The 22718-nt window shown below is 62.5% G+C and carries 23 protein-coding genes; 15 read left to right on the forward strand and 8 right to left on the reverse strand.

Annotated elements, in window-relative coordinates; genetic code table 11:
• Positions 1–141 precede the first annotated feature (141 nt).
• The 9 genes from ADJ70_RS04460 to ADJ70_RS14520 all read left to right on the forward strand — a co-directional run bounded on the left by ADJ70_RS04460 (position 142) and on the right by ADJ70_RS14520 (position 4769).
• The gene (locus ADJ70_RS04460; protein ID WP_050343879.1) at positions 142–633 is read left to right on the forward strand and encodes a hypothetical protein; all 492 of its coding nucleotides are present in this window, start codon (positions 142–144) and stop codon (positions 631–633) included.
• Between the two features lie 30 nt (positions 634–663).
• The gene (locus tag ADJ70_RS14515; protein WP_157051400.1) at positions 664–1119 is read left to right on the forward strand and encodes a hypothetical protein; all 456 of its coding nucleotides are present in this window, start codon (positions 664–666) and stop codon (positions 1117–1119) included.
• 325 nt (positions 1120–1444) lie between these two features.
• A complete protein-coding gene (locus tag ADJ70_RS04475) occupies positions 1445–1660 on the forward strand; it encodes a hypothetical protein (RefSeq protein WP_083444086.1) in 216 nt (71 codons plus the stop codon).
• Positions 1657–1848: a hypothetical protein gene (locus tag ADJ70_RS04480; protein WP_050343887.1), complete on the forward strand. Its 192-nt coding sequence runs from the start codon at positions 1657–1659 to the stop codon at positions 1846–1848. Before ADJ70_RS04475 ends, ADJ70_RS04480 begins: the two co-directional genes overlap by 4 nt.
• Positions 1849–1863: 15 nt before the next feature.
• Entirely contained in the window at positions 1864–2154 is a 291-nt protein-coding gene (locus ADJ70_RS04485) for a hypothetical protein (protein ID WP_050343889.1), read from the forward strand.
• A 66-nt stretch (positions 2155–2220) separates the two neighbouring features.
• A complete protein-coding gene (locus ADJ70_RS04490; protein WP_050343891.1) occupies positions 2221–2811 on the forward strand; it encodes a hypothetical protein in 591 nt (196 codons plus the stop codon).
• 187 nt (positions 2812–2998) lie between these two features.
• A complete protein-coding gene (locus ADJ70_RS04495) occupies positions 2999–3490 on the forward strand; it encodes a hypothetical protein (RefSeq protein ID WP_050343893.1) in 492 nt (163 codons plus the stop codon).
• 493 nt (positions 3491–3983) lie between these two features.
• The gene (locus ADJ70_RS04500; protein ID WP_050343896.1) at positions 3984–4472 is read left to right on the forward strand and encodes a hypothetical protein; all 489 of its coding nucleotides are present in this window, start codon (positions 3984–3986) and stop codon (positions 4470–4472) included.
• 126 nt (positions 4473–4598) lie between these two features.
• The gene (locus tag ADJ70_RS14520) at positions 4599–4769 is read left to right on the forward strand and encodes a hypothetical protein (protein WP_157051401.1); all 171 of its coding nucleotides are present in this window, start codon (positions 4599–4601) and stop codon (positions 4767–4769) included.
• A gap of 14 nt (positions 4770–4783) precedes the next feature.
• On the opposite strand, the gene ADJ70_RS14525 is transcribed toward ADJ70_RS14520, so the two are convergent.
• Both ADJ70_RS14525 and ADJ70_RS14530 read right to left on the reverse strand, forming a co-directional pair.
• Complete coding sequence (locus ADJ70_RS14525; RefSeq protein ID WP_157051402.1) at positions 4784–5521, reverse strand: DUF4143 domain-containing protein; 738 nt, start codon at positions 5519–5521, stop codon at positions 4784–4786.
• A complete protein-coding gene (locus ADJ70_RS14530; protein ID WP_172674443.1) occupies positions 5475–6083 on the reverse strand; it encodes an AAA family ATPase in 609 nt (202 codons plus the stop codon). The genes ADJ70_RS14525 and ADJ70_RS14530 overlap by 47 nt, the downstream gene beginning before the upstream one ends.
• A gap of 278 nt (positions 6084–6361) precedes the next feature.
• Between ADJ70_RS14530 and pfkB the strand changes: the two genes are divergently transcribed.
• Complete coding sequence (pfkB, locus tag ADJ70_RS04510; protein ID WP_050343898.1) at positions 6362–7291, forward strand: 1-phosphofructokinase; 930 nt, start codon at positions 6362–6364, stop codon at positions 7289–7291.
• A 607-nt stretch (positions 7292–7898) separates the two neighbouring features.
• On the opposite strand, the gene ADJ70_RS14925 is transcribed toward pfkB, so the two are convergent.
• The 3 genes from ADJ70_RS14925 to ADJ70_RS04525 all read right to left on the reverse strand — a co-directional run bounded on the left by ADJ70_RS14925 (position 7899) and on the right by ADJ70_RS04525 (position 12685).
• Complete coding sequence (locus tag ADJ70_RS14925; protein WP_172674444.1) at positions 7899–9998, reverse strand: DUF3825 domain-containing protein; 2100 nt, start codon at positions 9996–9998, stop codon at positions 7899–7901.
• Between the two features lie 15 nt (positions 9999–10013).
• Complete coding sequence (locus ADJ70_RS04520) at positions 10014–11033, reverse strand: alpha/beta hydrolase fold domain-containing protein (RefSeq protein WP_050343901.1); 1020 nt, start codon at positions 11031–11033, stop codon at positions 10014–10016.
• Between the two features lie 215 nt (positions 11034–11248).
• Positions 11249–12685 carry a DHA2 family efflux MFS transporter permease subunit gene (locus ADJ70_RS04525; RefSeq protein ID WP_050343903.1) on the reverse strand — a complete coding sequence of 479 codons (1437 nt, stop codon included), beginning with the start codon at positions 12683–12685 and terminating at the stop codon, positions 11249–11251.
• Positions 12686–12958: 273 nt separating this feature from the next.
• On the opposite strand from ADJ70_RS04525, the gene ADJ70_RS04530 reads away from it, so the two are divergent.
• The 4 genes from ADJ70_RS04530 (at position 12959) to ADJ70_RS04545 (ending at position 17235) form a co-directional block, all read left to right on the forward strand.
• Positions 12959–13765, forward strand: coding sequence for an AzlC family ABC transporter permease (locus ADJ70_RS04530; protein ID WP_253273230.1), 807 nt, complete (start codon positions 12959–12961; stop codon positions 13763–13765).
• On the forward strand, positions 13762–14094 hold the full coding sequence (locus tag ADJ70_RS04535) for a branched-chain amino acid transporter permease (protein WP_050343905.1): 333 nt from the start codon (positions 13762–13764) through the stop codon (positions 14092–14094). The genes ADJ70_RS04530 and ADJ70_RS04535 overlap by 4 nt, the downstream gene beginning before the upstream one ends.
• A gap of 10 nt (positions 14095–14104) precedes the next feature.
• Positions 14105–15643: an ATP-dependent DNA helicase RecQ gene (locus ADJ70_RS04540; RefSeq protein ID WP_083443809.1), complete on the forward strand. Its 1539-nt coding sequence runs from the start codon at positions 14105–14107 to the stop codon at positions 15641–15643.
• Between the two features lie 275 nt (positions 15644–15918).
• A complete protein-coding gene (locus ADJ70_RS04545) occupies positions 15919–17235 on the forward strand; it encodes an ATP-binding protein (RefSeq protein ID WP_050343907.1) in 1317 nt (438 codons plus the stop codon).
• A gap of 45 nt (positions 17236–17280) precedes the next feature.
• Here the strand turns inward: ADJ70_RS04545 and ADJ70_RS04550 are convergent, their stop codons facing one another.
• The gene (locus ADJ70_RS04550; protein ID WP_050343909.1) at positions 17281–18150 is read right to left on the reverse strand and encodes a tRNA (guanosine(46)-N(7))-methyltransferase TrmB; all 870 of its coding nucleotides are present in this window, start codon (positions 18148–18150) and stop codon (positions 17281–17283) included.
• A 211-nt stretch (positions 18151–18361) separates the two neighbouring features.
• On the opposite strand from ADJ70_RS04550, the gene yfbR reads away from it, so the two are divergent.
• Positions 18362–18982 carry a 5'-deoxynucleotidase gene (gene yfbR / locus ADJ70_RS04555; protein ID WP_050343911.1) on the forward strand — a complete coding sequence of 207 codons (621 nt, stop codon included), beginning with the start codon at positions 18362–18364 and terminating at the stop codon, positions 18980–18982.
• 580 nt (positions 18983–19562) lie between these two features.
• Here the strand turns inward: yfbR and ADJ70_RS04560 are convergent.
• Both ADJ70_RS04560 and ADJ70_RS04565 read right to left on the reverse strand, forming a co-directional pair.
• On the reverse strand, positions 19563–21224 hold the full coding sequence (locus tag ADJ70_RS04560; RefSeq protein WP_050343913.1) for a putative manganese-dependent inorganic diphosphatase: 1662 nt from the start codon (positions 21222–21224) through the stop codon (positions 19563–19565).
• 401 nt (positions 21225–21625) lie between these two features.
• Positions 21626–22618, reverse strand: coding sequence for a DMT family transporter (locus tag ADJ70_RS04565; protein WP_083443811.1), 993 nt, complete (start codon positions 22616–22618; stop codon positions 21626–21628).
• Positions 22619–22718 lie beyond the last annotated feature (100 nt).

A 22718-nucleotide genomic window follows, 5' to 3' on the forward strand; every position in this document is an offset into this window, starting at 1 on the left:
GGGCGGGGACGGCATCTACCTGCGTCGTGGCTTCCAGTTCGGCCGCGACGGCTTCTCCCGCGAGGGTGGGGCGTGGCCCGTCGCCGAGTGGCGCGGGCGCCGGATCGCCGGCGGACGGTATCATCTGAGGGGAGACATGCCATGACGCTGGACTTCAAGAACTTCTCCGTCGAGATAGACGCCGAGGCCACCCGCAGGGCGTACGAGGGGCTGCGCAGGACGGACGAGGGGTGCAGCTGCGACGGCTGCCAGAACTTCCCCCTGGCCATAGGCAAGGCCCTGGGCGAAGAGGGCAGGCGCCTCTTCGAGTCCATGGGCGTGGACCCCGCGAAGGCCACGGAGGCGTACGTGAACCTCGCCCGCGACGAGGGGACGATCTTCTACGGGGCGTGGTACCACCTCTTCGGCAGGATCGAGCGCAGGGTCGAGACCGTCCCCGACGTGACGGCGCCCGAGTGGGGGAGGGACAGGGAGCGCTGGATAGGCGATAACGCGCACATCTTCTTCGCCGACGGGGAGGGGGTCCTGCTGATGGAGGACGCCTTCAGGGGGAGCGCCGACGTCGTCCAGATGGAGCTGCTCGCGGACGTCCCGTGGGTCCTGGACGGGCCCAACCCCTACCTGGACGAGTAGGCGCGGACGACACGACCGGGCGCCGAGGCGGTGTCCGGTGGTGGGGCGAGGTCGTGCCCGGAGGGGCGTCCCAGCGCCCATCTCTCGGCGTCCCTTGGTAACGATCCTGTTTCCCCTGCCGCCGCTGCGGCGGCAGAGGGCTATGATGGCTGGGCACGCGACAGGACAGCCGATGGGGGTCATGCCCTGGCGGGCAAGTGGCCCAGGCGGCTCATGGGCGCGTTTCTCGCGCTCGCGCCCAACCCGATAGACACGCGGGCCCTCGCGACGAGGGCGCTCGCCACGGCCCCCGAGTCCGCCGGGATAGGCGACATGCAGGGGAAGGCCACGCCCGGCCTGGGGCCCTGGGCGGGGGCATCGCCGCTGCTGGGCAGAATGCTGCCGCTGCCAAGGAGAAGGCCGAGGAGGATGCGGCCTACGCCGAGCACGATGCAGAGGAGGTACAACTTAGACGCAGTGCGGAGGATCAGGGAAAGCGCGAGGTAGCGAAGGCCCTGCGGGCGGCGAACAACTATTGGGGGGATCCCGAAACCCTTGCAGGGCACTGTGCAGACCATGGCGAGGGCGTGGGCGCCACCTCGAAGGAGAAGTACGCCGATATGGCCCACGAGCTCTTCCTCAACAAGGGACTGTGCCAGGCAAGCGTCGATGAAGAGGGGATCACACGGGTGTATGACGCCGCACGCAACCTGTTCGGCCCATACAACCCCGATGGGACGACAAGGACCCTGTTCGCACCACCGGAGGCCAGGCCTACTTCGACAATCAAGGATGGGCCATGCCGTGAACACGCACGAGAGGAGACATGAGCATGGGAGAGAACGTGTGCCCGGTCTGCGGCTGCGGCAGCTTGGTCGAGCCCGCCTTCAATGAGTCGGGCGAGGGTTCGTACGACATCTGCCCGTGCTGCGCCTGCCAGTTCGGCCTCGACGACTTTCCCTTCGAAGGCGGGGAGGGGCTCGTGGCCGAGTGGCGTGGGCGCCGGGACGACGGTGGCCAATGGCGTCAGGATGGAGGCACGCGATGAGGCTGGACTTCAAGAGCTATTCCGTCGAGATTGACGCCGAGGCCACCCGCCGGGCGTACGAGGTGCTGCCCCGGACGGACGAGGCGTGCACGTGCTCCGGCTGCCGCAACTTCTCCTTGGCGATAGGCGACGCCTTGGGCAAGGGGGGACGCAGGTTCTTCGAGGAGCTGGGCGTCGATCCCGCGTAGCCCACCGAGGCCTGTGTGGACGACGCTCTGGGGGGCGTCGACGGGACGCTCCTCTACGGGGCGTGGTATCGTCTCTGCGGCAGGATAGAGCGCAGGTTCGAGCTGCCTCCGGGGACGACCGGGCGAGAGTGGCGTGACGCTATGGCGCGCGACGTCGGCGACGCGAATGTCTCCTTCAGCGAGCACGTCATAGGCGGGAAGGCGGGCTTCGGGGGCGGCGCGGTCGTGCAGATGGACATATCAGCGCGCGTCCCGTGGGTCCTGGACGAGCCCAACACCTACCTGGACACCTATCTGGACAAGTAGGAGCGGACTTCCGGCCGCCGCCCGCGCAGCCCCGCACAGGGGAAGACACTGCATGGGGGAGGACATATGTCCGGTCTTGACTTCCCCCGCGAGGGCGGGGAGGGCCTGTCGCCGAGTGGCGTGGGCGCCGGATCGCCGGTGGCGCCAGGATGGAGGTACGCGATGACGTTGGACTTCGAGAACTTCTCCGTCGAGATTGACGCCGAGGCCACCCGCCGGGCGTACGAGGGTGTCCACCGGGTTGACGAGGGGTGTGACTGTGCCGGCTGCCGCAACTTCACCCTCGCCATAGGCGATGGCCTGGGCGAGGGCGGCAGGCGCTTCCTCGCCTCGGTGGGTATCGACGACCTTGCCAAGGCGACCGAGTCGTACGTGAACTTCGTCCAAATGGACGGGACGCTCTGCTACGGGGGGTGGTGCCACCTCTGCGGCAGGATCAGGCGCAGGGTCGAGGCCGTCCCCGACGTGACTGCGGCGGAGTGGGGAGAGGCCAGCGTGCTCCACGTCGGCAGTCGCTTGGACGTCTCCTTCCGGGACGGAGAAGACATCATCGGGAGGGAGGCCGCCTTCGGGGACGCCGTCATCGTCCAGATGGAGTTCGTCGCGTGGGGGGTGCCGTGGGTCCTGGACGAGCCCAACCCCTACCCGGACGAGTAGGCGCGGACTGCCGGCCGCAGCCCGCGCCCCCCGCACAGAGGGGCGCGGGCGGGGACGGCATCTACCTGCGTCGTGGCTTCCAGTTCGGCCGCGACGGCTTCTCCCGCGAGGGTGGGGCGTGACCCGAGGCCGAGTGGCGCGGGCGCCGGGTCGACGGCGGACGGTATCATCTGAGGGGAGACATGCCATGAGACTGGACTTCAAGAACTTCTCCGTCGAGATAGACGCCGAGGCCACCCGCAGGGCGTACGAGGGGCTACCTCGGACGGACGAGGGGTGCAGCTGTGCCGGCTGCCAGAACTTCCCCCTGGCCATAGGTGAGGCCCTGGGCGAAGAGGGCAGGCGCCTCTTCGAGTCCATGGGCGTGGACCCCGCGAAGGCCATGGAGGCGTACGTGAACCTCGCCTGCGACGAGGGGACGATCTTCTACGGGGCGACGTATATTCTCTTCGGCAGGATCGAGCGCAGGGTCGAGACCGTCCCCGACGTGACGGCGGCCGTGTGGGGGAGGGACAGGGAGCGCTGGATAGGCGATAACGCGCACATCTTCTTTGCCGACGGGGAGGGGGTCCAGCTGATGGAGGACGCCTTCAGGGGGAGCGCCGACGTCATCCAGATGGAACTGCTCGCGGACGTCCCGTGGGTCCTGGACGGGCCCAACCCCTACCTGGACGAGTAGGCGCGGACTTCCGGCCACCGTCTGTGGGATATGCCCTTAAATCACATAGGCTGTGTTAACCCTATTCTGACACGGCGCGGCAACACTCTATTCCCACGTCAACCAATAGGGAGAACATGGGGCAGCTTGGCGAGCGGCTCGATCGGGTCATCGGAGCGGCAGGCTTCGTGCACCGACGTAAGTCAAAAGAGGTAACCGTATCAGAATAGGGTTAACACAGCCAATCGCATAAAGTATTTGGGTGGACACGCCTGGGAGAAGTTGTTCGATGGGCAAAAACCTACATTGGAACAGGCTAAATCTATCTTGAAGGATGCGATGTTAACGACAGAAAGCTATAGATAGTCCATACAGAAATTTTGAATTCTGATTGAAAGAGTTGTTGAGTACAATGGCTACAGGGCTGTTGCACGTTTCAAGAAGGGTGCTGGCGGCTTGGTTGCGAACATCGGTACAGCATCTATTGACACCTGCGACTGATAAGAGACATGCTATGAGACTGGACTTCAAGAACTTCTCCGTCGAGATAGACGCCGAGGCCACCCGCAGGGCGTACGAGGGGCTGCGCAGGACGGACGAGGGGTGCAGCTGTGACGGCTGCCAGAACTTCCCCCTGGCCATAGGCAAGGCCCTGAGCGAGGAGGGCAGGCGCCTCTTCGAGTCCATGGGCGTGGACCCCGCGAAGGCCACGGAGGCGTACGTGAACCTCGCCCGCGACGAGGGGACGATCTTCTACGGGGCGTGGTACCACCTCTTCGGCAGGATCGAGCGCAGGGTCGAGACCGTCCCCGACGTGACGGCGCCCGAGTGGGGGAAGGACGTCGAGCGCGACGTGGGTGACAACGCATTCATCCTGTTCTCCGACAAGAGGATCGACCTGAAGGAGGACCTCTTCAGTGGGCGCGCCGACGTCGTCCAGATGGAACTGTTCGCGGACGTCCCGTGGGTCTTGGGTAAGCCCAACCCCTACCTGGACGAGTAGGGGCGGATTCCGGCCACCGCCCGCGCCATCGCGCACGAGAGAGCAGAGAGCTCCTATGCCCTCTGCCCGTGCTGCGCCTTCCAGTTCGGCCGCGACGCCTTCTCCCACGAGGGCGGGGAGGGGCCCGTGACCGAATGGCATGAGCGCCAGGTTACCGATGGCCGGTGGCGTCAGGATGGGGGCGCGACGAGGCTGGACTTCAAGAGCTATTCCGTAGAGGTGGACGTCGAGGCCACCTGCCGGGCGCACTCCAGGCTACCCCGTACCCGCGAGAAGCACGGCTGTGTCGGCGATTAGTCGCCGACGGTTTTTCAGTCACGCTCCTCATGCTCGAGCAGTCCCGCCATAAAGATGGGAAGGTAGCGTATGCTCTTCGCCCTTTCGATGTTGGTCTCGGCAAGAACGATGGCCTGGTCTATGGCATACTCGCTCACAGCGAGGGCATTGTCCAGTGCTGCGTGGGTCCTGTATCCCGTGCCTGACTTGACCTCGAGTGCCAGGACTTCCCCTCCCGTCATCTCAACGACAAAGTCAAGTTCTCCCAGTCTCTTCGACGTGAAGTAGCGTAACGCGAAGCCCCGCGCCTTGAGTTCCTGGGCGACGAACGCCTCGTAGACACCGCCCATGTTCATAGACGGCTTTCCGTCAAGCAGGCCCATATAGGATTTCTTCGGATACGAGCTGGCGAGCATGCCAACATCAAGGTAGAAGAGTTTGAAGAGATTGTGTCGCTCATTCAGGAGGAGGGGTGAAGCGGGCGCGCTGACGTTGTAAACCGAAAGCGCCACACCCGCATGGGAGAGCCAGAGGAAGTGTTCCTGGACCTGGGAGAAGCGTCTTGCTCCCTTGATGTCGCTAATCCTGAAGCGTCGACTCTTTGATGCTGCCTCTGAGGGGATGAGGTCGTATATGTCCCTGAGCGTGAGTCTAAGCTCCTTGGGAGCATGCTTGGTGATGTCGCTGCGATAGTGGGCGTGCAGGTTCTTGTGAATTGCCCTGACCTCATCGATGTTGTTCGTCTCCAGAAAGGTATTTACCGCATCCGGCATGCCCCCCCATAAGATAGCGGTGGTAGAGGTCGGATAACCTTGTGTACAGGAAATCGGGAAGGGGCGTCTCTGTTCTGAGGCAGCTGCGTGCCATGTCGACAGCTACGCTTGAGAGACCGTTTGCCCAGCAGAACTCTTCGAAATCGAGAGGGTACATCCGGATTTTGGTGAGGTATCCCACGGGCAGAGAATCGATGTTGTTGAGCTTGGTTCCCAAAAGTGACCCTGTGAGTATGAACCGGTAGCTGTCGTTCTGTACGAGGTACTTTACAAACGTGAGGATGTTGGGGCACTCCTGTACCTCGTCGATGATTATGACGGTCTGCTGTGGCACAAGGGGAGTACGTGCCGCGATGGAGATGCGCAACATGAGATCATCTGCGCTCGTGGCGGCCGCGAGAGACTCGCGGGTTGCTCGGTCCTCAAGAAGATCGAGGGACACCACAGAGGAGAACGTGTCTTGTGCGAACATGCTGACGAGGAAGCTCTTACCCACCTGACGGGCGCCTGTCACGAGCAGCGTCTTGCGCCTCGTGGTGGCCCAAGCGGCAAGTTGGGACAATGCTTTTCGTTCGAGTATAATAAACCCTTCCCATGCCAATATATCTGCGGTGATTACACTTTTCCTAACTTTATTTGATATCGTTAGGACACTTTTCCGTAATTTCTCGTTACACCTACCCCATACGGCCTCTGCTAATTGACTCCATGCCATACCGCCACAAGATTGTACCGCACAGCTTTACGTGCTTGCGTTCCCTACCCCCTGTGCTGGTAGAATCAGAGGTAGCTTCGCATATTGGCACGCATCGTCGTTCTCCAGAGGAAGGTAGTGGTCCTATGATCTATACCGTTACACTCAATCCCGCCCTCGACAAGACGGCAACTGTCGAGAATCTGAGGCTCGATTCCGTGAACCGCATCAGCGAGCTGCGCGTAGATCCCGGTGGCAAGGGCATCAATGTCTCGAAGGTCGTGCGTGAGCTGGGAGCGAAAACCGTGGCCATCGCGCTTCTTGGCGGTCACACCGGCACCATGCTGCGTAACATGCTGGCCGAGCTGGGCATCGAGTGCAAGGTGCTCGAGGTCGAGGGCGAGACGCGCACCAACCTCAAGATCAAGGATCCCGCGCTTAAGACGAACACCGACATCAACGAGCCTGGTCCCGAGGTCACAGACGAGCAGTTGAGAGGGATGCTCGACGGGCTTGTGGGCGAGGTGGGCGGCGGGGACATCGTCGTGCTCTCGGGCTCGCTTCCGCGCGGTGCCGCCGCAGATACCTATAAGGTCTGGGTTGCCGCTCTCAAAAAGACCGGCGCAAAGGTCTACCTGGATGCCGATGGCGACAAGCTTGTTCGTGGCATCGAGGCGAAGCCCGACCTCATCAAGCCCAACGAGATCGAACTCGGTGCCATGATGGGTCGCACGCTCGATGCGGACGAGAAGATCGTGGAGGCTGCGCGCGAGCTCATCGACGGCGGGCTCGACCGCGTGATGGTCTCGATGGGAGGGGCGGGAGCGCTCTATGTTGCCCGTGACGTGACGATCAAGGCGAATCCGGTCAAGGTGCCCGTTGGCTCCACCGTGGGTGCTGGCGACTCCGTGGTGGCCGCGCTCGCATACGCGCAAGACAAGGGTCTTGGCCTTGAGGACACCATGAGGCTCGCGATGGCGACGGGCGCTGCCAATGTCATGCAGTCGGGCACGCAGGCTGCCCCGCGCGAACTCGTGGACTCCCTTATCGACAAGGTCGTGGTGACGAGGCTGTAGGTTCGCGTCACGCTTCGGGTCGCGTGCATCTTCTGAGTGTGGATGTGCGCGGCTTACGATGGGCACTGATGTTGCCCGTCATGCAGGGTTGGGTGAGGTTCGCTCTGCCGGTCGGAGGTGAACGTACTTTTCCTTCACGTTCACAGTCGAGTGGCAGTGCGAACCCATCGCTCTGGTACGCTCGGGGCCGAGTGGCAGTGCCGGCCACACTGCCACATGGCGTCGAGCGTGGGAAGTCGGTACGCTCGGGGCCGAGTGGCAGTGCAAACTCGCCGTTCTGGTACGCTGGAGGCCGAGTGGCAGTGCAAATCAGACGTTTTGGTACGCTCGGGGTCGAGTGGCAGTGCCGGTCACACTGCCACTCGGTGGTGAACGTACCTCTCCTCACGTTCACAGTCGAGTGGCAGTGCGACATGCGGCATAAGAGAAACGGATGCCGCGCGGACGGCTTTGGCGCAGGGCGTGGCCTGCAATCATCGTGGGTACGCGACGCGAGGGCCGGTGCGCGACGCGAGGGCCAATAGTAAAGATAGGTCGAACACAGCACCCAGATTCAACTTGTCTTCATCGTGACAGATGAGACGCGAACGCCCCCGCTCCTCCTGTATTAGCCGCCGTCGAGCGACGATGTCAGCCAGCTGGGCAGATCGGCGCAGATGGCACGCGCCCGGCTATAGGCCTGCGCAGGCGGGAGGAGTTCCTCTGCCACGTAGCGTGGGGATGCGTCAAGGCCGTGTACTGCATTAAGGCCGTGTACTGCGTCAAGACCGTCCGCTGTGCCGTCGACCCCGCTTGCCATTCCATCGGTCTCGTCCAGCGTCCTCTTGACCTTTGCGCGTCGAAGCAGAAGTGCTTCTTTGGGCTCTCTGGGCTCCTTGGGTTGTGTGGGGTCCTCGCCCCAGAGGGGAAGCAGCGACACCACGTCGCCACCTTCGGATCCGGATACGTGCGTCGACGGTGCGGGATCATAGGCCGGGACGAGCAGTCGGTAGCTCGACCGAGCCCTACGCACGGACTTCTCGACGATGTCGTCGGCGCTGTCTCCGAGTTGGGAGCGCACCTCCTCCCCAAGTTCGACGTGGGCGCGAGGGCGAAGCGTTACCTCGTCAAGGGATGTGAGGTAGCTTGCCGCCCGGGGAGGCTCGTCGAGGCTGTGCGAGAGGAGCGTGCCCAGCTCCCCGGAGCCGGCCGTGCAGAAGCCTGTGTGTTGCCAGTGGATGTCGCCTTCATTTGAAAGCAATACGTCAAAGATGGCCTCGGCCCCTGTACTGAGTAGTCCCGTGTTGAAGGCCGCCAGCTGCCCGTCGTGCGAGACCAGCAGCTGTCCCTCCTCGTGGACCCGGTGTAGGGTGAGCGCGAGATACTCGCATAGGATCGAGAGCTCGGGCGGAATTTCGCCGCCTGGCGCGGCAAGACCGCTCGTGGTGAGGCCAAGCGTGTCTCGAGCGCCCCAGCGCTCCTTGGCGGCGAGGTTGGCAAGCTCGCCCAGATAACTCTCCCAGGAGCCGATGATGAAGAGCTTGGCAAGGTCGCGTTCCAGCTGGGTGGTGCGGTTGGGACGGGTGTCGGATCCGACGAGGGGGAGTGCCTCCTCCTGGAGCGCCGCATCACCGACGTCCCCCAAATCGATCGCCTCAAGTGCCCAGGCCTTGCCCGCATGCAGCTTGACCGAGCGGTGCAGCTGTGCCACGATCGGCCGCTCGCTGCCAGATGCCCGAAAGCTCAGCGGAAAGCGTATGCTGCTGTGCGTACCCTCGTATGTGCCGGTCGAACGGGCATAGCGCCAGTCGTCCTCGAGTACCGACATCGGCTCGATGTCGTATGGGAGTACCTGGTAGAGTAAGGAAAGCGGTTCGTCCTTGCACCAGACGTCATGCGAGAAGCTCTGGAAGAGCTCGTAGCGCTGCCTGGTCGCGGCCCCACCGGTCGGTGCCGCAGGCGGTGGGTCTTTCGCAGCGTGCGCTGAATCCTCCGTGGCGCAGGAAACGGGATCCGCCCTTCCTGTCCCTCCCTGTTCCGGCTGTGCCTCTACGCTTTCAGTGACAAGTCCCTCGTCTTCGAGGTACAGCTCCCCATAGTCGTAGGGGTTATAGGTGATGTTAATCGAGATGTGTCCCTCGGTCGAGACGTGGTCCTTGGCCCTTCTGTCGTCCCCTTCGGGTTCTGGCTCTGGTTCAGGCTCTACCTGTGGCTCTGGCCCAAGTTCTGGCTCTGGCGAGGGAGTCGGCTCCTCGGCGTCGCCGCCTATGGCCCCTGACGCAGCCTCGACCACGGCCTCAGGATCCGGATCGGACTTTCTTCTTGCTTCCCTTCGTATCCGTACGCGAGGCTTGGCGGGCTTGGGATCCTTGTTGCTCTTCCTGTGTTTCCAGGTCTTGGCGCCAGTGGGCTTGCCAGCTGTGGTCGCAGCGCCCTCACCAGCATCTTTCCCGCTTGTGGCAGCAGACTCGTTCAGTCGGGCGAGTATGGCGTCGAACGCCTCGTGCGCCGTGACCGTCGCGTATACGCGACCCTTCTTGAAGACGGTCAGGCGCATGAAGTCGTCGAGCTCCTCCACGAGCTCTCGCACGCCCTCATAACCCAAGCCCATGATATCGATACCGTCTTTGTCAAGCAGCTCCTCGACCTGCGAGAGGGGAACCTGCCTACCGATGCCGATCTTGGTCGAGAGGAGCTGGTAGAGGTACAGTCTGTTGCCTGGTGTCATGCGGGGCATGGCGCCTTATCTGACTCCTTTGGCACCCGCGCCGACGATGCCGGCGATCTGCTTGCGGGCGACTCGGGCCTCGGGGATGGGGGAGAGGGGCCAGTTATGGTTGAGGCCCACCCCGACCACCAGCTTATGGTTGATGCCAGCGGCCTCGAGCTTCTCGTCCCACTTGACGCAGTCGGGATAGAAGATCTCGCGCGTGCCCACAAAGGTCGTCACATTGCGCAGGATGCTCACATCCCCGTTGATGGGACTCAGGCGTGGCAGGGTGACGTCATCGCCATCTGCCCAGAGGTCGCCTATCTGGGCAATGCCCCAGGGGGCGAGCACGGGGTCGATGTCAAAGTACTCATGAATCTGGGGGTTACGCATCGAGATGTCCAGCATCGGGCTGACGAGCACGAGCTGCGCTGGTTGTGGCAGGTCGTAGTGACCGAAGGTCTCAACGATGCCGGCGGCAAGCCCACCGCCTGAAGAATCACCCACGATGGTGATCTTGTCCGCGCCGTAGCGATTGACCATGCCCTCGTAGAGGTCGACCAGAAGCGAGTAGGCCTCGTCGTGGTCATGGGCCGGGGCGAGCGGGTAGATGGGTACGCAGACCTCTGCCCCCGTGTCCCTGCAGAGCTTGTCCGCGAACAGCCAGTGTAGGCTGCTGATCTGGCTTATGTAGGTCCCGCCGTGCAGGTAGAGCACCGCACGCTCGTTCATCCCGGTGGTTCCCAGGTGGTAGGTCTTCATGCCGTCGCAGGTCTCCTCGAAGATGAGGGACTTGATGGGAACCCACCTGGGGATCACGTACTCGCGCTCGTTCTCCTCCCGATGGTGCGCGACGTAGTCCTCATAGCGTCTGAGATCCCTGCCCAAGAGGGCGGCGCGGGTTCCTGTGGTGCGCTGATAGCCAGCCCATGCCGTCGCGACTCCCGAGCGGCCCCACTTCAGTCGGGAGACGCCCTCGAAGCCTGCGGCGGCTCCTGCGATGCCGATGACGGTGGCGGCGGCTCTGAGAAGCGTCTTGGATGTCTTGTCCATGGTGACTCCCATCTTGGTGCGCGTGTCGGGTGACGTTGAAGGGGCGCGTGTGCCGCGATTCGGCACGACGTATAGTGTACCACCCGCGACGTGGGACTATGATGGCGACGTGGAGGGCAGAGGGTCATCTGCCTGCGTGGGCCCGGCAGGTGCGGCGCCATCCCGCACGCCGTCGCAGATGTGTCATCACAGAGACGCACCGCCCGATTGGCACCTCATGTCCTGTCTCTGTGCGCGCAGAGCGAGAGGACCTCGGCCACGAACACCAGTGTCGCCACGCCAACGAGAAGCGCGAGGGCGCCTTGCGTGCCGTTAGTCGTCGCGGCGGAAAGGGCGCTTCCGGCCTCCGACGCAGACACACCTGCCGATGCCTGGGCCGTGGCGACGACGGCCGTGACGACGCTTGTGCCGAGGGCACCCGTAAGTTGCTGCAGGGTGTTGATAATGGCCGTGCCGTCGGCCTTCCTCGCATCGGCAAGCCCGCCCAGCGCATGGGTCATGGTGTTTCCCACCATGAGGCCCTGACCAAAGGCGAAGAGCAGGTAGATGCAGGTGGCCATGGGAGTCTCGCATGAGGGTGCCGTGAGCCAGAGGAGGACGCAGGCCAGAAGTACTGCGCAGGCTCCCGTGAGGATGGGCCTGCGCGCGCCGAACGCATCAAGGAGACGACCTGACACCGGTGCCATCATTGCGCCCAGAAGGCAGCCGGGAAGCAGGATGGAACCCGCCTCGGTCGGGCCGTGTCCCAGCGTGAGCTGCGAGTAGTTGGGAAACAGAAACGAGAGCCCGAGCACGATGAACTGCAGCCCGATGAGTGCCATAAGACCCAGGTCGAAGCGGGAGTCCCGAAAGGTCCCAAGTGAGATGAGGGGGGTTTCGGCATGGCTCGCATGCAGGGTAAAGAGGGCGAGCAGCGTCGCAGACGCCGCGATGAGACCGAGGACCGTGGGACTCGACGGCCCACCTGTTCCCATCTCGCTTGCCGCGAGGACGAGCGACGTGAATGCCATGACCAAAAGCAGCCAGCCGACGAGGTCAAAACGGTCACGCTTGGCAGGATGGCTCTGTTGGATGGTGAGCGCGCCCAGAACGAAGCCCACCAGCAGGAGCGGCAGGAGGCAGGCGAAGATCGAGCGCCAGCCAAAGGTCTCGGCGAGCCAACCGCCGAGTGAGGGTCCCACGGCGGGTGCCATCGCCGTCACAAGCGAGCCTACTCCCATCATGAGTCCCATGCTCCTCTTGGGTGCCTGCTCTTGGATCACGTTGAACATCAAGGGCAGGGCAATGCCGGTGCCTATGCCCTCGGCGATGCGGCCGCAGAGCAGCCATGGAAAGCTCTGTGCCGTGAGGCCCAACACGATGCCCAGAATATAGAGGGACATCGCCGCCATGAAGATGCGCTTTGTTCTGAAACGTCGGTTCAGGTAGGCGGAGGTGGGTATGATCGCGGCGAGGACCAGCAGGTAGGCGGTGGTCATCCACTGCACGGTGGACGTGTTGACGCCAAACTCGCGCATGAGCGCCGGGAACGTGACGTTCATGGCCGTCTCGACCACGACGCCTGAGAAGGACATGATGCCTGTCGCCACGACCGACGCTATGAGCCGTGCGTTCATCACGCGAGTAAATGGCTTTGTGATCTCCTGCTGCATGGGAATCCCCCGTTTTTCTCACGAGTGCCTGCCAGGCTACGGATGTCTGTCCCTTTCAAGGGCGTACGTATGGTAGGAATCGAACCTTACGAATACCTTCAGGTACAGCCGCGCATGGGGCATCACCACAAACTCACCTCATGAGCCCCTGTGGCGCCACCTTCCGTGAACGGAGCGATACGATCGGAGGACGGAGCTCGCACTTCCACTACGGTAGTCATCCTGAGTATGGATGGGTTATGGTATGGTGAGCTGTCGCAGAGGGGTACGCTTGTGGATAAGACGTCGAGAAAGCGGGCAGACAGGGTGCTCAAAAAAGAGGGGGGCGAGCGGCGTGCCCGTGCGCTCATTGCGCTCAGGGCGGCCTTTCCCAACACGATTCCCATCCTTGCGGGCTTTCTCTTCTTGGGCATGACCTATGGCATCTATATGCATGGCCTGGGTTTTCCCTTTGTGTACCCGACGCTCATGGCCATGACGATCTTTGCGGGCTCCCTTGAGTTCGTTATTGGTAACATGCTCGTGGGCGCGTTTGACCCATTGCAGGCCTTCGCCATTTCCCTGATGATCAACGCTCGCCACATCTTCTACGGCCTCTCGATGCTCGAGAGGTATCGCGGCTATGGCTGGCGTAGCGTCTACCTGATCTTTGGCATGTGCGACGAGTCATTCTCCATCAACTACGCTGTCGATGCGCCCGAGGGCGTGGACGAGGGCTGGTTCATGTTCTTCGTGACCCTGCTTGACCAGGTCTATTGGGTGCTTGGGGCCACGCTCGGCGGGCTGCTGGGTAACCTCCTGGCGTTTGACACGAAGGGACTCGACTTCGTGATGACCGCGCTCTTCGTGGTGATCTTTTTGGATCGCTGGCTCAAGGAGGAGAGTCACGTGAGCTCAGTTCTCGGTCTCGTCCTGACGACACTGTGCCTCGTCGCCTTTGGGAGCTCGAGCTTCGTGGTGGCCTCGATGGTCGCGATCTTGGCGGCGCTCACGCTCATGAGGCCGAAGCTCGATAGGAGGACTAGGGGGACGGACGCGCGGGGCAAGGTTGTGGCTGCAGGGGACGGGGACTCGCGATGACCCTCACCCAACAGCTCATCGTCATCGCGCTCGCCGTCGCGGCAACGCTCCTCACGCGCTTCTTGCCCTTCGTGCTCTTCCCGGCAAGAAGACCGGTCCCCAGTTACGTGCGCTACCTGGGAGAGGTGCTACCTGCTGCCGTCTTCGGCTTACTCGTCGTGTACTGCCTCAGGGACGTAGGCTGGACGCAGGGGTGGCACGGCGCCCCGGAGCTCATCTCCATTCTCGTGGTCGTTGCCCTGCATCTCTGGAGGCGACAGATGCTCCTTTCCATCGCAGGGGGCACGATCTGCTATATGCTGCTGGTGCAGCTGGTCTTCGTGTCGTAGGAGGGGTGGCATGGCCGATATAGCAGATGCCCGCGCAGCGCTCGAGCGCCACTTTGGCTACCCGAGCTTTCGTCCAGGTCAGGGAGAGATCATCGAGGCAGTCCTTGCGGGGCGCGACGCGCTTGCGGTGATGCCGACGGGTGCGGGCAAGTCCGTGTGCTATCAGGTTCCCGCAGCGGTGCTGCCGGGACTCTCCATCGTGGTGTCCCCGCTCATCTCTCTCATGGGCGATCAGGTGCGTGCCCTCAAGGACGTGGGAATCAGGGGATCGTATCTCAACTCCAGCCTGACGGCGCGCCAGCAGGAGGTCGTGATGGCGCGGGCGATGGCAGGCTGGTACGACCTCATGTACGTTGCACCCGAGCGTCTGGCAGACCCGCGCTTCATCTGGTTTGCCTCTCGGCTCAGGGTACCTCTCGTCGCGGTGGACGAGGCGCATTGCGTGAGCCAGTGGGGTCAGGACTTCCGTCCCGCCTATCAGGGGATCGCCGACTTCGTCGAGGCCCTGCCGCAGCGCCCCCCTGTCGTGGCGCTCACCGCGACGGCAACCGAGCGCGTGCGCGCGGACATCGCGGGTCTCCTTCGCCTGCATGACCCCCTTGTGCAGGTGACGGGCTTTGACAGGCCCAATCTGAGCCTCTCCGCCTTCGAGCTTACGCCCAAACAGCGCGGGCGGTGGATCGAGAGTTACGTGCGCTCGCATCAGGGCCAGTCGGGTATCGTCTACGTCACCACGCGCAAGGGGGTGGACGAGCTGAGCGAGGCGCTTCGTGCCGTCGGCGTGCGGGCGGCGGCCTACCATGCGGGGCGTGACAACGCAAGTCGCCTGGCTGCCCAGGAGGCGTTCGTCCGCGATGATGTGGAGGTCATGGTGGCGACGACCGCCTTCGGCATGGGCATCGACAAGCCCGACGTGCGCTACGTGGTGCGCTCTGGCCTGCCCCTCTCGCTCGAGGAGTACTACCAAGAGATGGGACGCGCGGGACGTGACGGCGAGCCAGCGGAGTGCTATTTACTCTGGAGCAAGGGAGACATCCGCACCTGCCACTTCTTCATCGACCACACGGAGTTTGCACCAGAGCTCTCGGTAGAGGAGCGCAGGCAGCTCGTGCTCAACCGCGAGCGCCTGCTGTTTGCGATGATCGACTACGCGAGGGGCAATCGCTGCCTGAGGGGCCGCATCCTCTCCTACTTCGGACAGGGACCGGGCGTCAAGGGGGAAGGTGGCTGCAACAACTGCTCCGTATGCAGGGCCGAGACGGCCGAGACCTATCTGCGGCAGCGCGCTGCGACTGTCAGGCGCCGCCTGGAAGGAGACGGCGAGTTGGGAGGGGACGACGAGCGACTGTTCCAGAGGCTGCGCGCGCTGCGTAGGGAGCTGGCCGACGGGGCTGGTGTTCCCGCCTACATCGTCTTTAGCGACGCGACGCTTCGCGCCATGGCTCGCATGAGGCCGCACACGCCCGAGGAGCTCTTGGAGGTGCCTGGCGTGGGTGAGGTCAAGCTTGGACGCTACGGTAGCGCGTTTTTGGACGTGCTGGGTGGGTGAGTGGGAGCTCCTTTGAGATCGACGCGGGGAGCACGTCGAGGCGTTGAGGGGTGAGTTGTGGCCGGGGTCTCTCTCTGACGGTCGCAGGCGCATGCGCGAAGGGTCCCCTGGCATGACAACGGGTACGCAAGGCAGGCTACGCATTCGATATGATGCGATCTTCCATTTCTGTCGTTGCAAAAAGCTGCACTTCTCACTTGAGCTATAGTTCGATAAGATGCATCTCTATACGACGATATACTGCGATAAGCTGTGTTTTCCAGGTGAGGATAGGTATGCTGAGAAGGAAGATCTTGGACACCCTCCGGGAGTGGAAGGGCTCGCACGGCACCGAGTGCCTGCTCGTCAACGGCGCCCGGCAGGTCGGCAAGTCTTTTGCCATAGAGGCGTTTGGTAGGGCGGAGTACGAAAGCTACATAGCGATCGACTTCGTGAGGCAACCTGCACTCAAAGGCATCTTTGGCGAGTCCCTGACTCCTGACGACATGTACTCTCGTATGACGCTTTTGATGCCAAACGTGAGACTCGTTCCCGGAAATACCCTCATCTTCATCGACGAGATCCAGGAATGCCCCGAGGCGCGCTCCGCCTTCAAGTACCTTGCTCAGGATGGTCGCTTTGACGTTATCGGTTCCGGCTCGCTGCTGGGTATCCGCTTTCGTACGCTCAGGGATGCACCCTCGCTTCCCGTCGGCTACGAGCGACAGCTGACCCTGCGCCCGCTCGACTTCGAGGAGTTTCTCTGGGCACGTGGCTATACGCCGGAATCCATCGTCTCGCTTAGGGGCTTCTACGAGCGGATGGAGCCGGTGCCACAGTCCATTCATCGGGAGATGATGCGTCAGCTGCGGGAGTATCTCGCGATTGGTGGCATGCCCGCCGTGGTGCAGTCGTTCGTCGATGGGGCAGGTGACTTTGGCGCTGCCCATAGCCAGCAGCTCATGCTTCATGCCCTCTATCTTGATGACATCGCAAGGTATGCCTCCGTCTCGGAGCGCATCAAGGCGCGTGCATGCTACCTTTCGCTGACCCGGCAGCTTGCAAGGGAGAACACCCGCTTTCGCTACGCCGAGGTCGAAAGACGCAGCAGCGCGCGGAAGTACGAGAGCTCGGTCGACTGGCTTGTCGAGGCCAATATGGCGCTACGCTGCAACGCGGTGACGACACCAAGCTTCCCCTTGGCGTCCTACGAGGATGGCTCACGGTTTCGTCTTTATGCCAATGACACGGGCCTGCTCATGGCGATGTTTGACTTCAGCATGAAGGCGGCCGTGGTCGAGAACACCCTCAAAGGCCCCATGAAGGGTGGGTTGTACGAGAACCTCATCGCAGGCATGCTCTCACAGAAGAACAAGCCCCTGCGCTACTGGATGTCAAAGGACAGCAAGCGCGAAATCGAGTTTTTGGCAGACCTCGACGGATGCGTCGTCCCCATCGAGGTCAAGGCGTCGCGAGGCTCAACCGTCTCGCTCAATCAGCTGCTGGAGGGCGACGATGTGAACATTGGCTATAAATTCATCGACGGGAATGTGAGCGTGAACGGGAAAAAGGTTACGCTGCCCCTCTACATGGCGATGTTCCCGTTCGCCTGACCAGGCGGGATGGGGGGCCATGGAGCTCGGACAAGGGACGCCCCGCTAGCGTTTACGTCTTTGCTTGCGGCGTCGGTTTCGCAGGTTCGTGACGGTGCCCTCCATGCCGTAGGGCACGTAGTCCATCGTGTCGAGGTCATCGGGCAACCAGTCCACCAGACTGAGCGGAGCCGTCTGCTCCCTGCACGCCGTCTGCTCCCTGTACACGGACTCCGGACCCGGTGTGGCCTCGATGGCGAGGACCTTCGCTCCCTTTGCCGTGAGCCGCTCCTCGTACTGGCTCATCGCGTCATCCGGGCGCTCAGCGCGGGCATCCATGCTCTGCCAGGTGATGGTATAGTCCGCAAGCCTGAACTGCGTTTCGGAGAAGCGCCAGAGGGGGTAGCTGTCCGTCTTCAGGAGCACCGTCGCACCCGGTGCGAGGAGCGGCTGGTACTCCATGAGACGGATCAGGTGAGTGAGACGACGGGTTGCCTCCTTCTTCTTGGGAAACGGTGTAGGAAAGTTGAGGTAGATGGCCGCAAGCTCACCCGGCCCAAAGATCGAGCCCACGTTCTCGCCCGTCGCGGATACGAGCACTATGTTCTTGAGCCGTGCCTTCACGGCCCTCTCGGCGGCGTAGGCGATGCAGATAGGCTCGAAGTCCACACCCACGAAGAGCACGTCAGGCTCGCGGCGCGCCATCTCGGCGGTAAAGTCACCCTTGCCGCAGCCGAGGTCGAGCCTGACCTCGCGGTAGCGACAGGGGGTCGCACCCTCGCCTTTGATCTCCCCGTCCTCCCTCCGAAGAGGAAAGCATGCCTCGGCCCAGTGGCCGACGTAGCGGGAGGGTTCGACCTCGATGGCATTGGCATAGCGTTCGAGCCGCTCCTCCAAGACGAAGTTCTTGGGGAGCCGTGCATGGAGTGTGCGCATCTGATCCCTTCCGTATGGTATCAAGATCGCAGCTGAGGTCTTCGGTGTCAGTTTGCGATGCCCATCAGGCCTGCGTAGCTTCGGGTGGGTCAGCCCCTCTGGAGTCAGTCAACCTGCACCATGTACGCCATCCCACTCGTGTTTTAGGCTATCCTAGCAGCGTATGGTTTTCGGTCTAGGCTAAAATCGCCATGCTACCCGGGAGTCCTCCATGCCGACACAGAACGAGTCGCCTGCGAAAGAATCGCACTTTCTCGCGATACTCTCACGCCTCAAGTACATCGAGCGCTGGTCACTCATGCGCAACTCACGACCCGAGAACCTCTCGGAGCACTCGCTTGAGGTCGCGATGATCGCCCACATGCTCTGCGTCATTGGCAACGTGCGCCACGGGCGCCACCTTGACGCTGCGCACGCGGCCCTTCTTGGCATGTATCACGATGCGTCCGAGATCATAACCGGTGACATGCCCACACCCGTCAAGTACTTCAATGGAAAGATACGCGATGCCTACAAGGGCGTCGAGGCCCAGGCCGAGAGACGCCTGCTCTCAACCCTGCCGGACGACCTACGTCCCGAGTTCGTGCAGGCCTTCTCGGCGGATGATGGCGCAGATGGGCGCTACGTGGCCCGCCTCGTCAAGGCCGCAGACAAGCTCTCGGCGCTCATCAAGTGCCTGGAGGAGCGCGCCGCCGGCAATACCGAGTTCGCGACCGCCGAGGCCTCGACACTGCGCAAGCTCGAGGATATGCGCGTTGAGCTTCCCGAGGTCGACGACTTCATGGATGAGTTCTTGCCCTCATACGGCTCGACGCTCGACCAACTGCTGTAGACCGTCAGGTGCCTCACGCCACGTGTGGGGTGGGTGAGTATTGCGTGGCGTGAGCAGGCCTTCAACCCAGAATGCGCTTTTCCGTGAGGGTTCTGGGGCAGAATGCGCTTTTCCGTGAGCCGGCGCCGCGTTTGCCCAGGTGAGAAAAAGCGCACTCTACGAAAAAGCGCACTCTGGGACCGCGACGTCACGAAAAAGCGCACTCTGGCCGCGTGATATGACCCAGAGTGCGCCTTTCCGTGAGGCTCAACTTCAAAATGCGCTTTTCCGTGAGGGCTCCGGGGTAGAATGCGCTTTTTCGTGAGGGTTCCAAGGCAGAATGCGCTTTTCCGTGAGCCGGCGCCGCGTTTGCCCAGGTGAGGAAAAGCGCACTCTACGAAAAAACGCACTCTGGGGCCGCGACGTCACGGAAAGGTGCACTCTGGGGCCGCGACGTCACGGAAAGGCGCACTCTGGCTGCGGGACTGCTCCGGACCGCCACCCATGACCTGCTCAAAACGCGTGATCAGGGCGAAATCTGAGCGAAATCAAGGTGGCGGCCCCACGCTCGAGCGAATCGAGTGGCCGGGCCCAGCCCAGTTTACTCGTCCTGCGTGTCCTGCAGCGTGCTCATGAGGGCGGGGATGACCTGCTTCTTGCGACTCACCACGCCGGGCAGGGTGGCGATGCCGTCCTTGGGCGTCACGTTGAACGCACGCCTTACGACGTCCTCGGCGTGTGCGCCAAAGTAGAGCATCTCGGTCGTCGCGGACTTGACATCCGTGAACATGTAGAACACCATGGGCAGCTCGTCTGCGTCGGCACCCTCCTTGAGGTATGGGCCGACGAGCGCCTCGGCGGCCTTGCGGCTGTTTTCGGTCATGAAGCTGCCCTGGCCCACGCCAAAGCGCGCGGAGCCACGGGAGAATACCTTGAAGTCCTGGTGAAAGACCTCCTCCGCAGTGCGGCCCGTGAGTTCGGCGCCGGCGTCGAACATCGCGTCGGCGTACGAGTCGATGTCCTCCCCGCAGGTTCGGGCGAGCTCGCGAGCTGCGTACTCGTCGCGCTTGGTGCAGGTAGGTGAGCGAAATGCCAGCGTGTCGGAGAGGATCGCCGAGAGCATAAGGCCCGCGATGTTCGAGGGGATCTCGATGCCCGCCTCTTGGTACATGCTGAAGAGGATGGTGCAGGTGCAACCTACGGGTTCGTTGCGGAAGAGGGCCGGCGCGGTGGTCTCGATGGAGCCTATGCGGTGATGGTCGATGATCTCCATGATGACAGCCTGCTCGAGGCCATCCACCGCCTGCGAGCGCTCGTTGTGGTCGACAAGGATAACGTGCTTCTGGTTCACATTCAGGAGGTTTGGCGTTGACACGAGGCCGACGTACCTGCCGTCCTCGTCGACGACGGGGAAGAAGCGGTGGCGCGACTGGGTGATCGTCTTGCGCGCGTCGTCCACGGTGGTGTTGACCGAGAAACGCAGCACCTTGTCGGCGTCGAGCATCTTGGAGCGCACGGGGATGGACATCGAGATCAGTCGTGCGGCGGAGAAGGTGTCGTACGGCGTGGTCATCACAGTGCAGCCGTTGGCCTTGGCGGCGTCGAGCACCACGTTGGAGATGCGCGCGTCATTGCAGACAACGAGGCAGGCCGCGCCGGACTCGACGGCAAAACGCTGGGTTTCGTAGCGGTTTGTGACGAGGACCGTGTCGCCCCGCTCGATGTTGCCCTCCATCATCTCGGGGGTGGTGCCGACGACGACCTTGCCCGCGTCAACCTTCTCGTCGGGGTCGCCCAGCAGCATGTGTGCCTTCAGGGTGGAGAGTATGTTGGAGTAAAGGGTCTTTGACTCGGCGATGATCTTGGTGTCGAAGACGTTCATGTTAGCATTGGCGATGTCCTTGACGGCTATGAGGCCCATGAGATCCCGCTCGCCGTCTGTGATGCATAATGTGTCTGTCTTGGTCTCGCTCATGAGGTTCCAGGCGGCAAAGAGGCTCATCTCGGGATCGATGCCGTGCATGTCCTGGATCGTGATGTCCTTGATCTGCGGACGCACCGAAGTGATGAGCTGCGGCTCCTCGAAGTTGAAGTGCTTGAGCACAAAGATCGTCTCTCGGTTGAGGGTGCCTGCCCGCCGGGGCTCGTACTCGATGTCGCCGGTCTGGTTCTTGAGATAGGCGAGGGCGATGGCCGAGCAGATGCTGTCGGTGTCGGGATGAAGGTGACCGATGATGTTGACCTTGCGAATGGTCTCGGGCATGTCTGCCTCCTTGCTCCTTCAGGTCGCGCGGGTGCGGCCTGGCGCGTGTACACTCATCCCGATTGTGCCACGTTTCTCGCCTCAGGTGCGTGAGGGGTCGGGTGAACGTGTGCTTTGGCGCAGCGCGGCGCCACCGTATGGGCAGACGTCCACATGCCATAGACATACCTGCGTCGGGACCTTTCCGGATGAGTTCCTTGCGAGACGGCCACTGGCTTTGCCGTGCGATGGCGCGAAGTGAGTGATTCACTCACTCTGCGTTGGCGAAGTGAGTGATTCACTCACTTCGAGATTGTATTCAGTAAGCCTCTGAGCTGTGGGAATGTAATCTTAATTTTTTCTGATGCGTCTACTTTGCCGCAAAAATCACTCACTTCATAAAGCTGAAGTGAGTGATTCACTCACTTCGCGCAGTGAGACAGCTGTGCCAGGCGACGTGTGCCAAACCTCGGACGCAGGCTCCTGCGCGATCGGGGGACGCACGGCCAGGGTAGCCGGATGTCCCGACTGCCCAGAAGCTCGCTCGCAGCGGCCCCGCCGATGATGAGACAGGCGCCCGCGATGCGCCCGAGCGTGAGCGGCTCTCCCAGGATGGCAGCCGAGAGGACCACGGCCGAGAGGGGCTCCAGGTAGCCACAGACGGCGAAGCGCTGGACGGGAAGCTGGCCTATCGAGGAGAAGTACAGGTAGCAGCCGAGGCCCGTGTTGATGAAGCCGAGCAGGAGCATGGCGGGAAAGTTAGCCTGGGCAAGTGCCACAGGTGTCACGACAGAGCCCGAAAGGATCGAGTAGAGCAGGACGGCAACAAAGCACGAGACAAGCTGCACACTGGCGGCCTCGAGGCCCCTGATCTGGGGAGCGCGCTTGGAGAAGACCGCCATGGCCGCGTACATGACTGCGGACATGCCGCCGAGGGCCAGCCCCTGCGCGCTGACGCCATGGCTGTCCCCCTGGGCGACCACGAAGAAGGCCCCCAAGACGACGCAAGAGAAACCCGCGACCTTGGCATGCGTGAGCCTCTCGGAGAAGAGCAACGGTGATAGGGCCATGACGATGACGGGGCCGCAGTAGTAGGCAAGCGTCGAGACGCCAACGCCAACCAGGCGGTATGCCTCGAAGAGGAAGATCCAGCCGATGCCAAGCGCCGCGCCCGAGGCGGCGAGGGCACAGGCCTGCTTAGGGTACTCGAGGGTCGCAAGGTGGACTGTGGCGTGGTCGAGGCGTTTGTGTCCCATTGCCAGCGATGCCGTGAGCGTCGCTACCAGAAGGACGCTTCCCAGAAAGCTGCGTACGAGCACGATCTGGCTGGGCGGTAGGGCGATGCCTCCCGCCACGATGCCGTTCGAGCCAAAGAGGACGAGCGATACCAGGTACTTCATGAAATCCCTCGACATGCGATGCCTTTCTCGCCCGCTTTCCGGGCGCGCTTGCTTGAATAGAACATGGATATTTCTGTAAGTCCACTGCATGAGTGTCTCACTGTCCGACTCAGAA

This window comes from Olsenella sp. oral taxon 807, from assembly GCF_001189515.2.
In the GTDB taxonomy this organism is placed as follows: domain Bacteria; phylum Actinomycetota; class Coriobacteriia; order Coriobacteriales; family Atopobiaceae; genus Olsenella_F.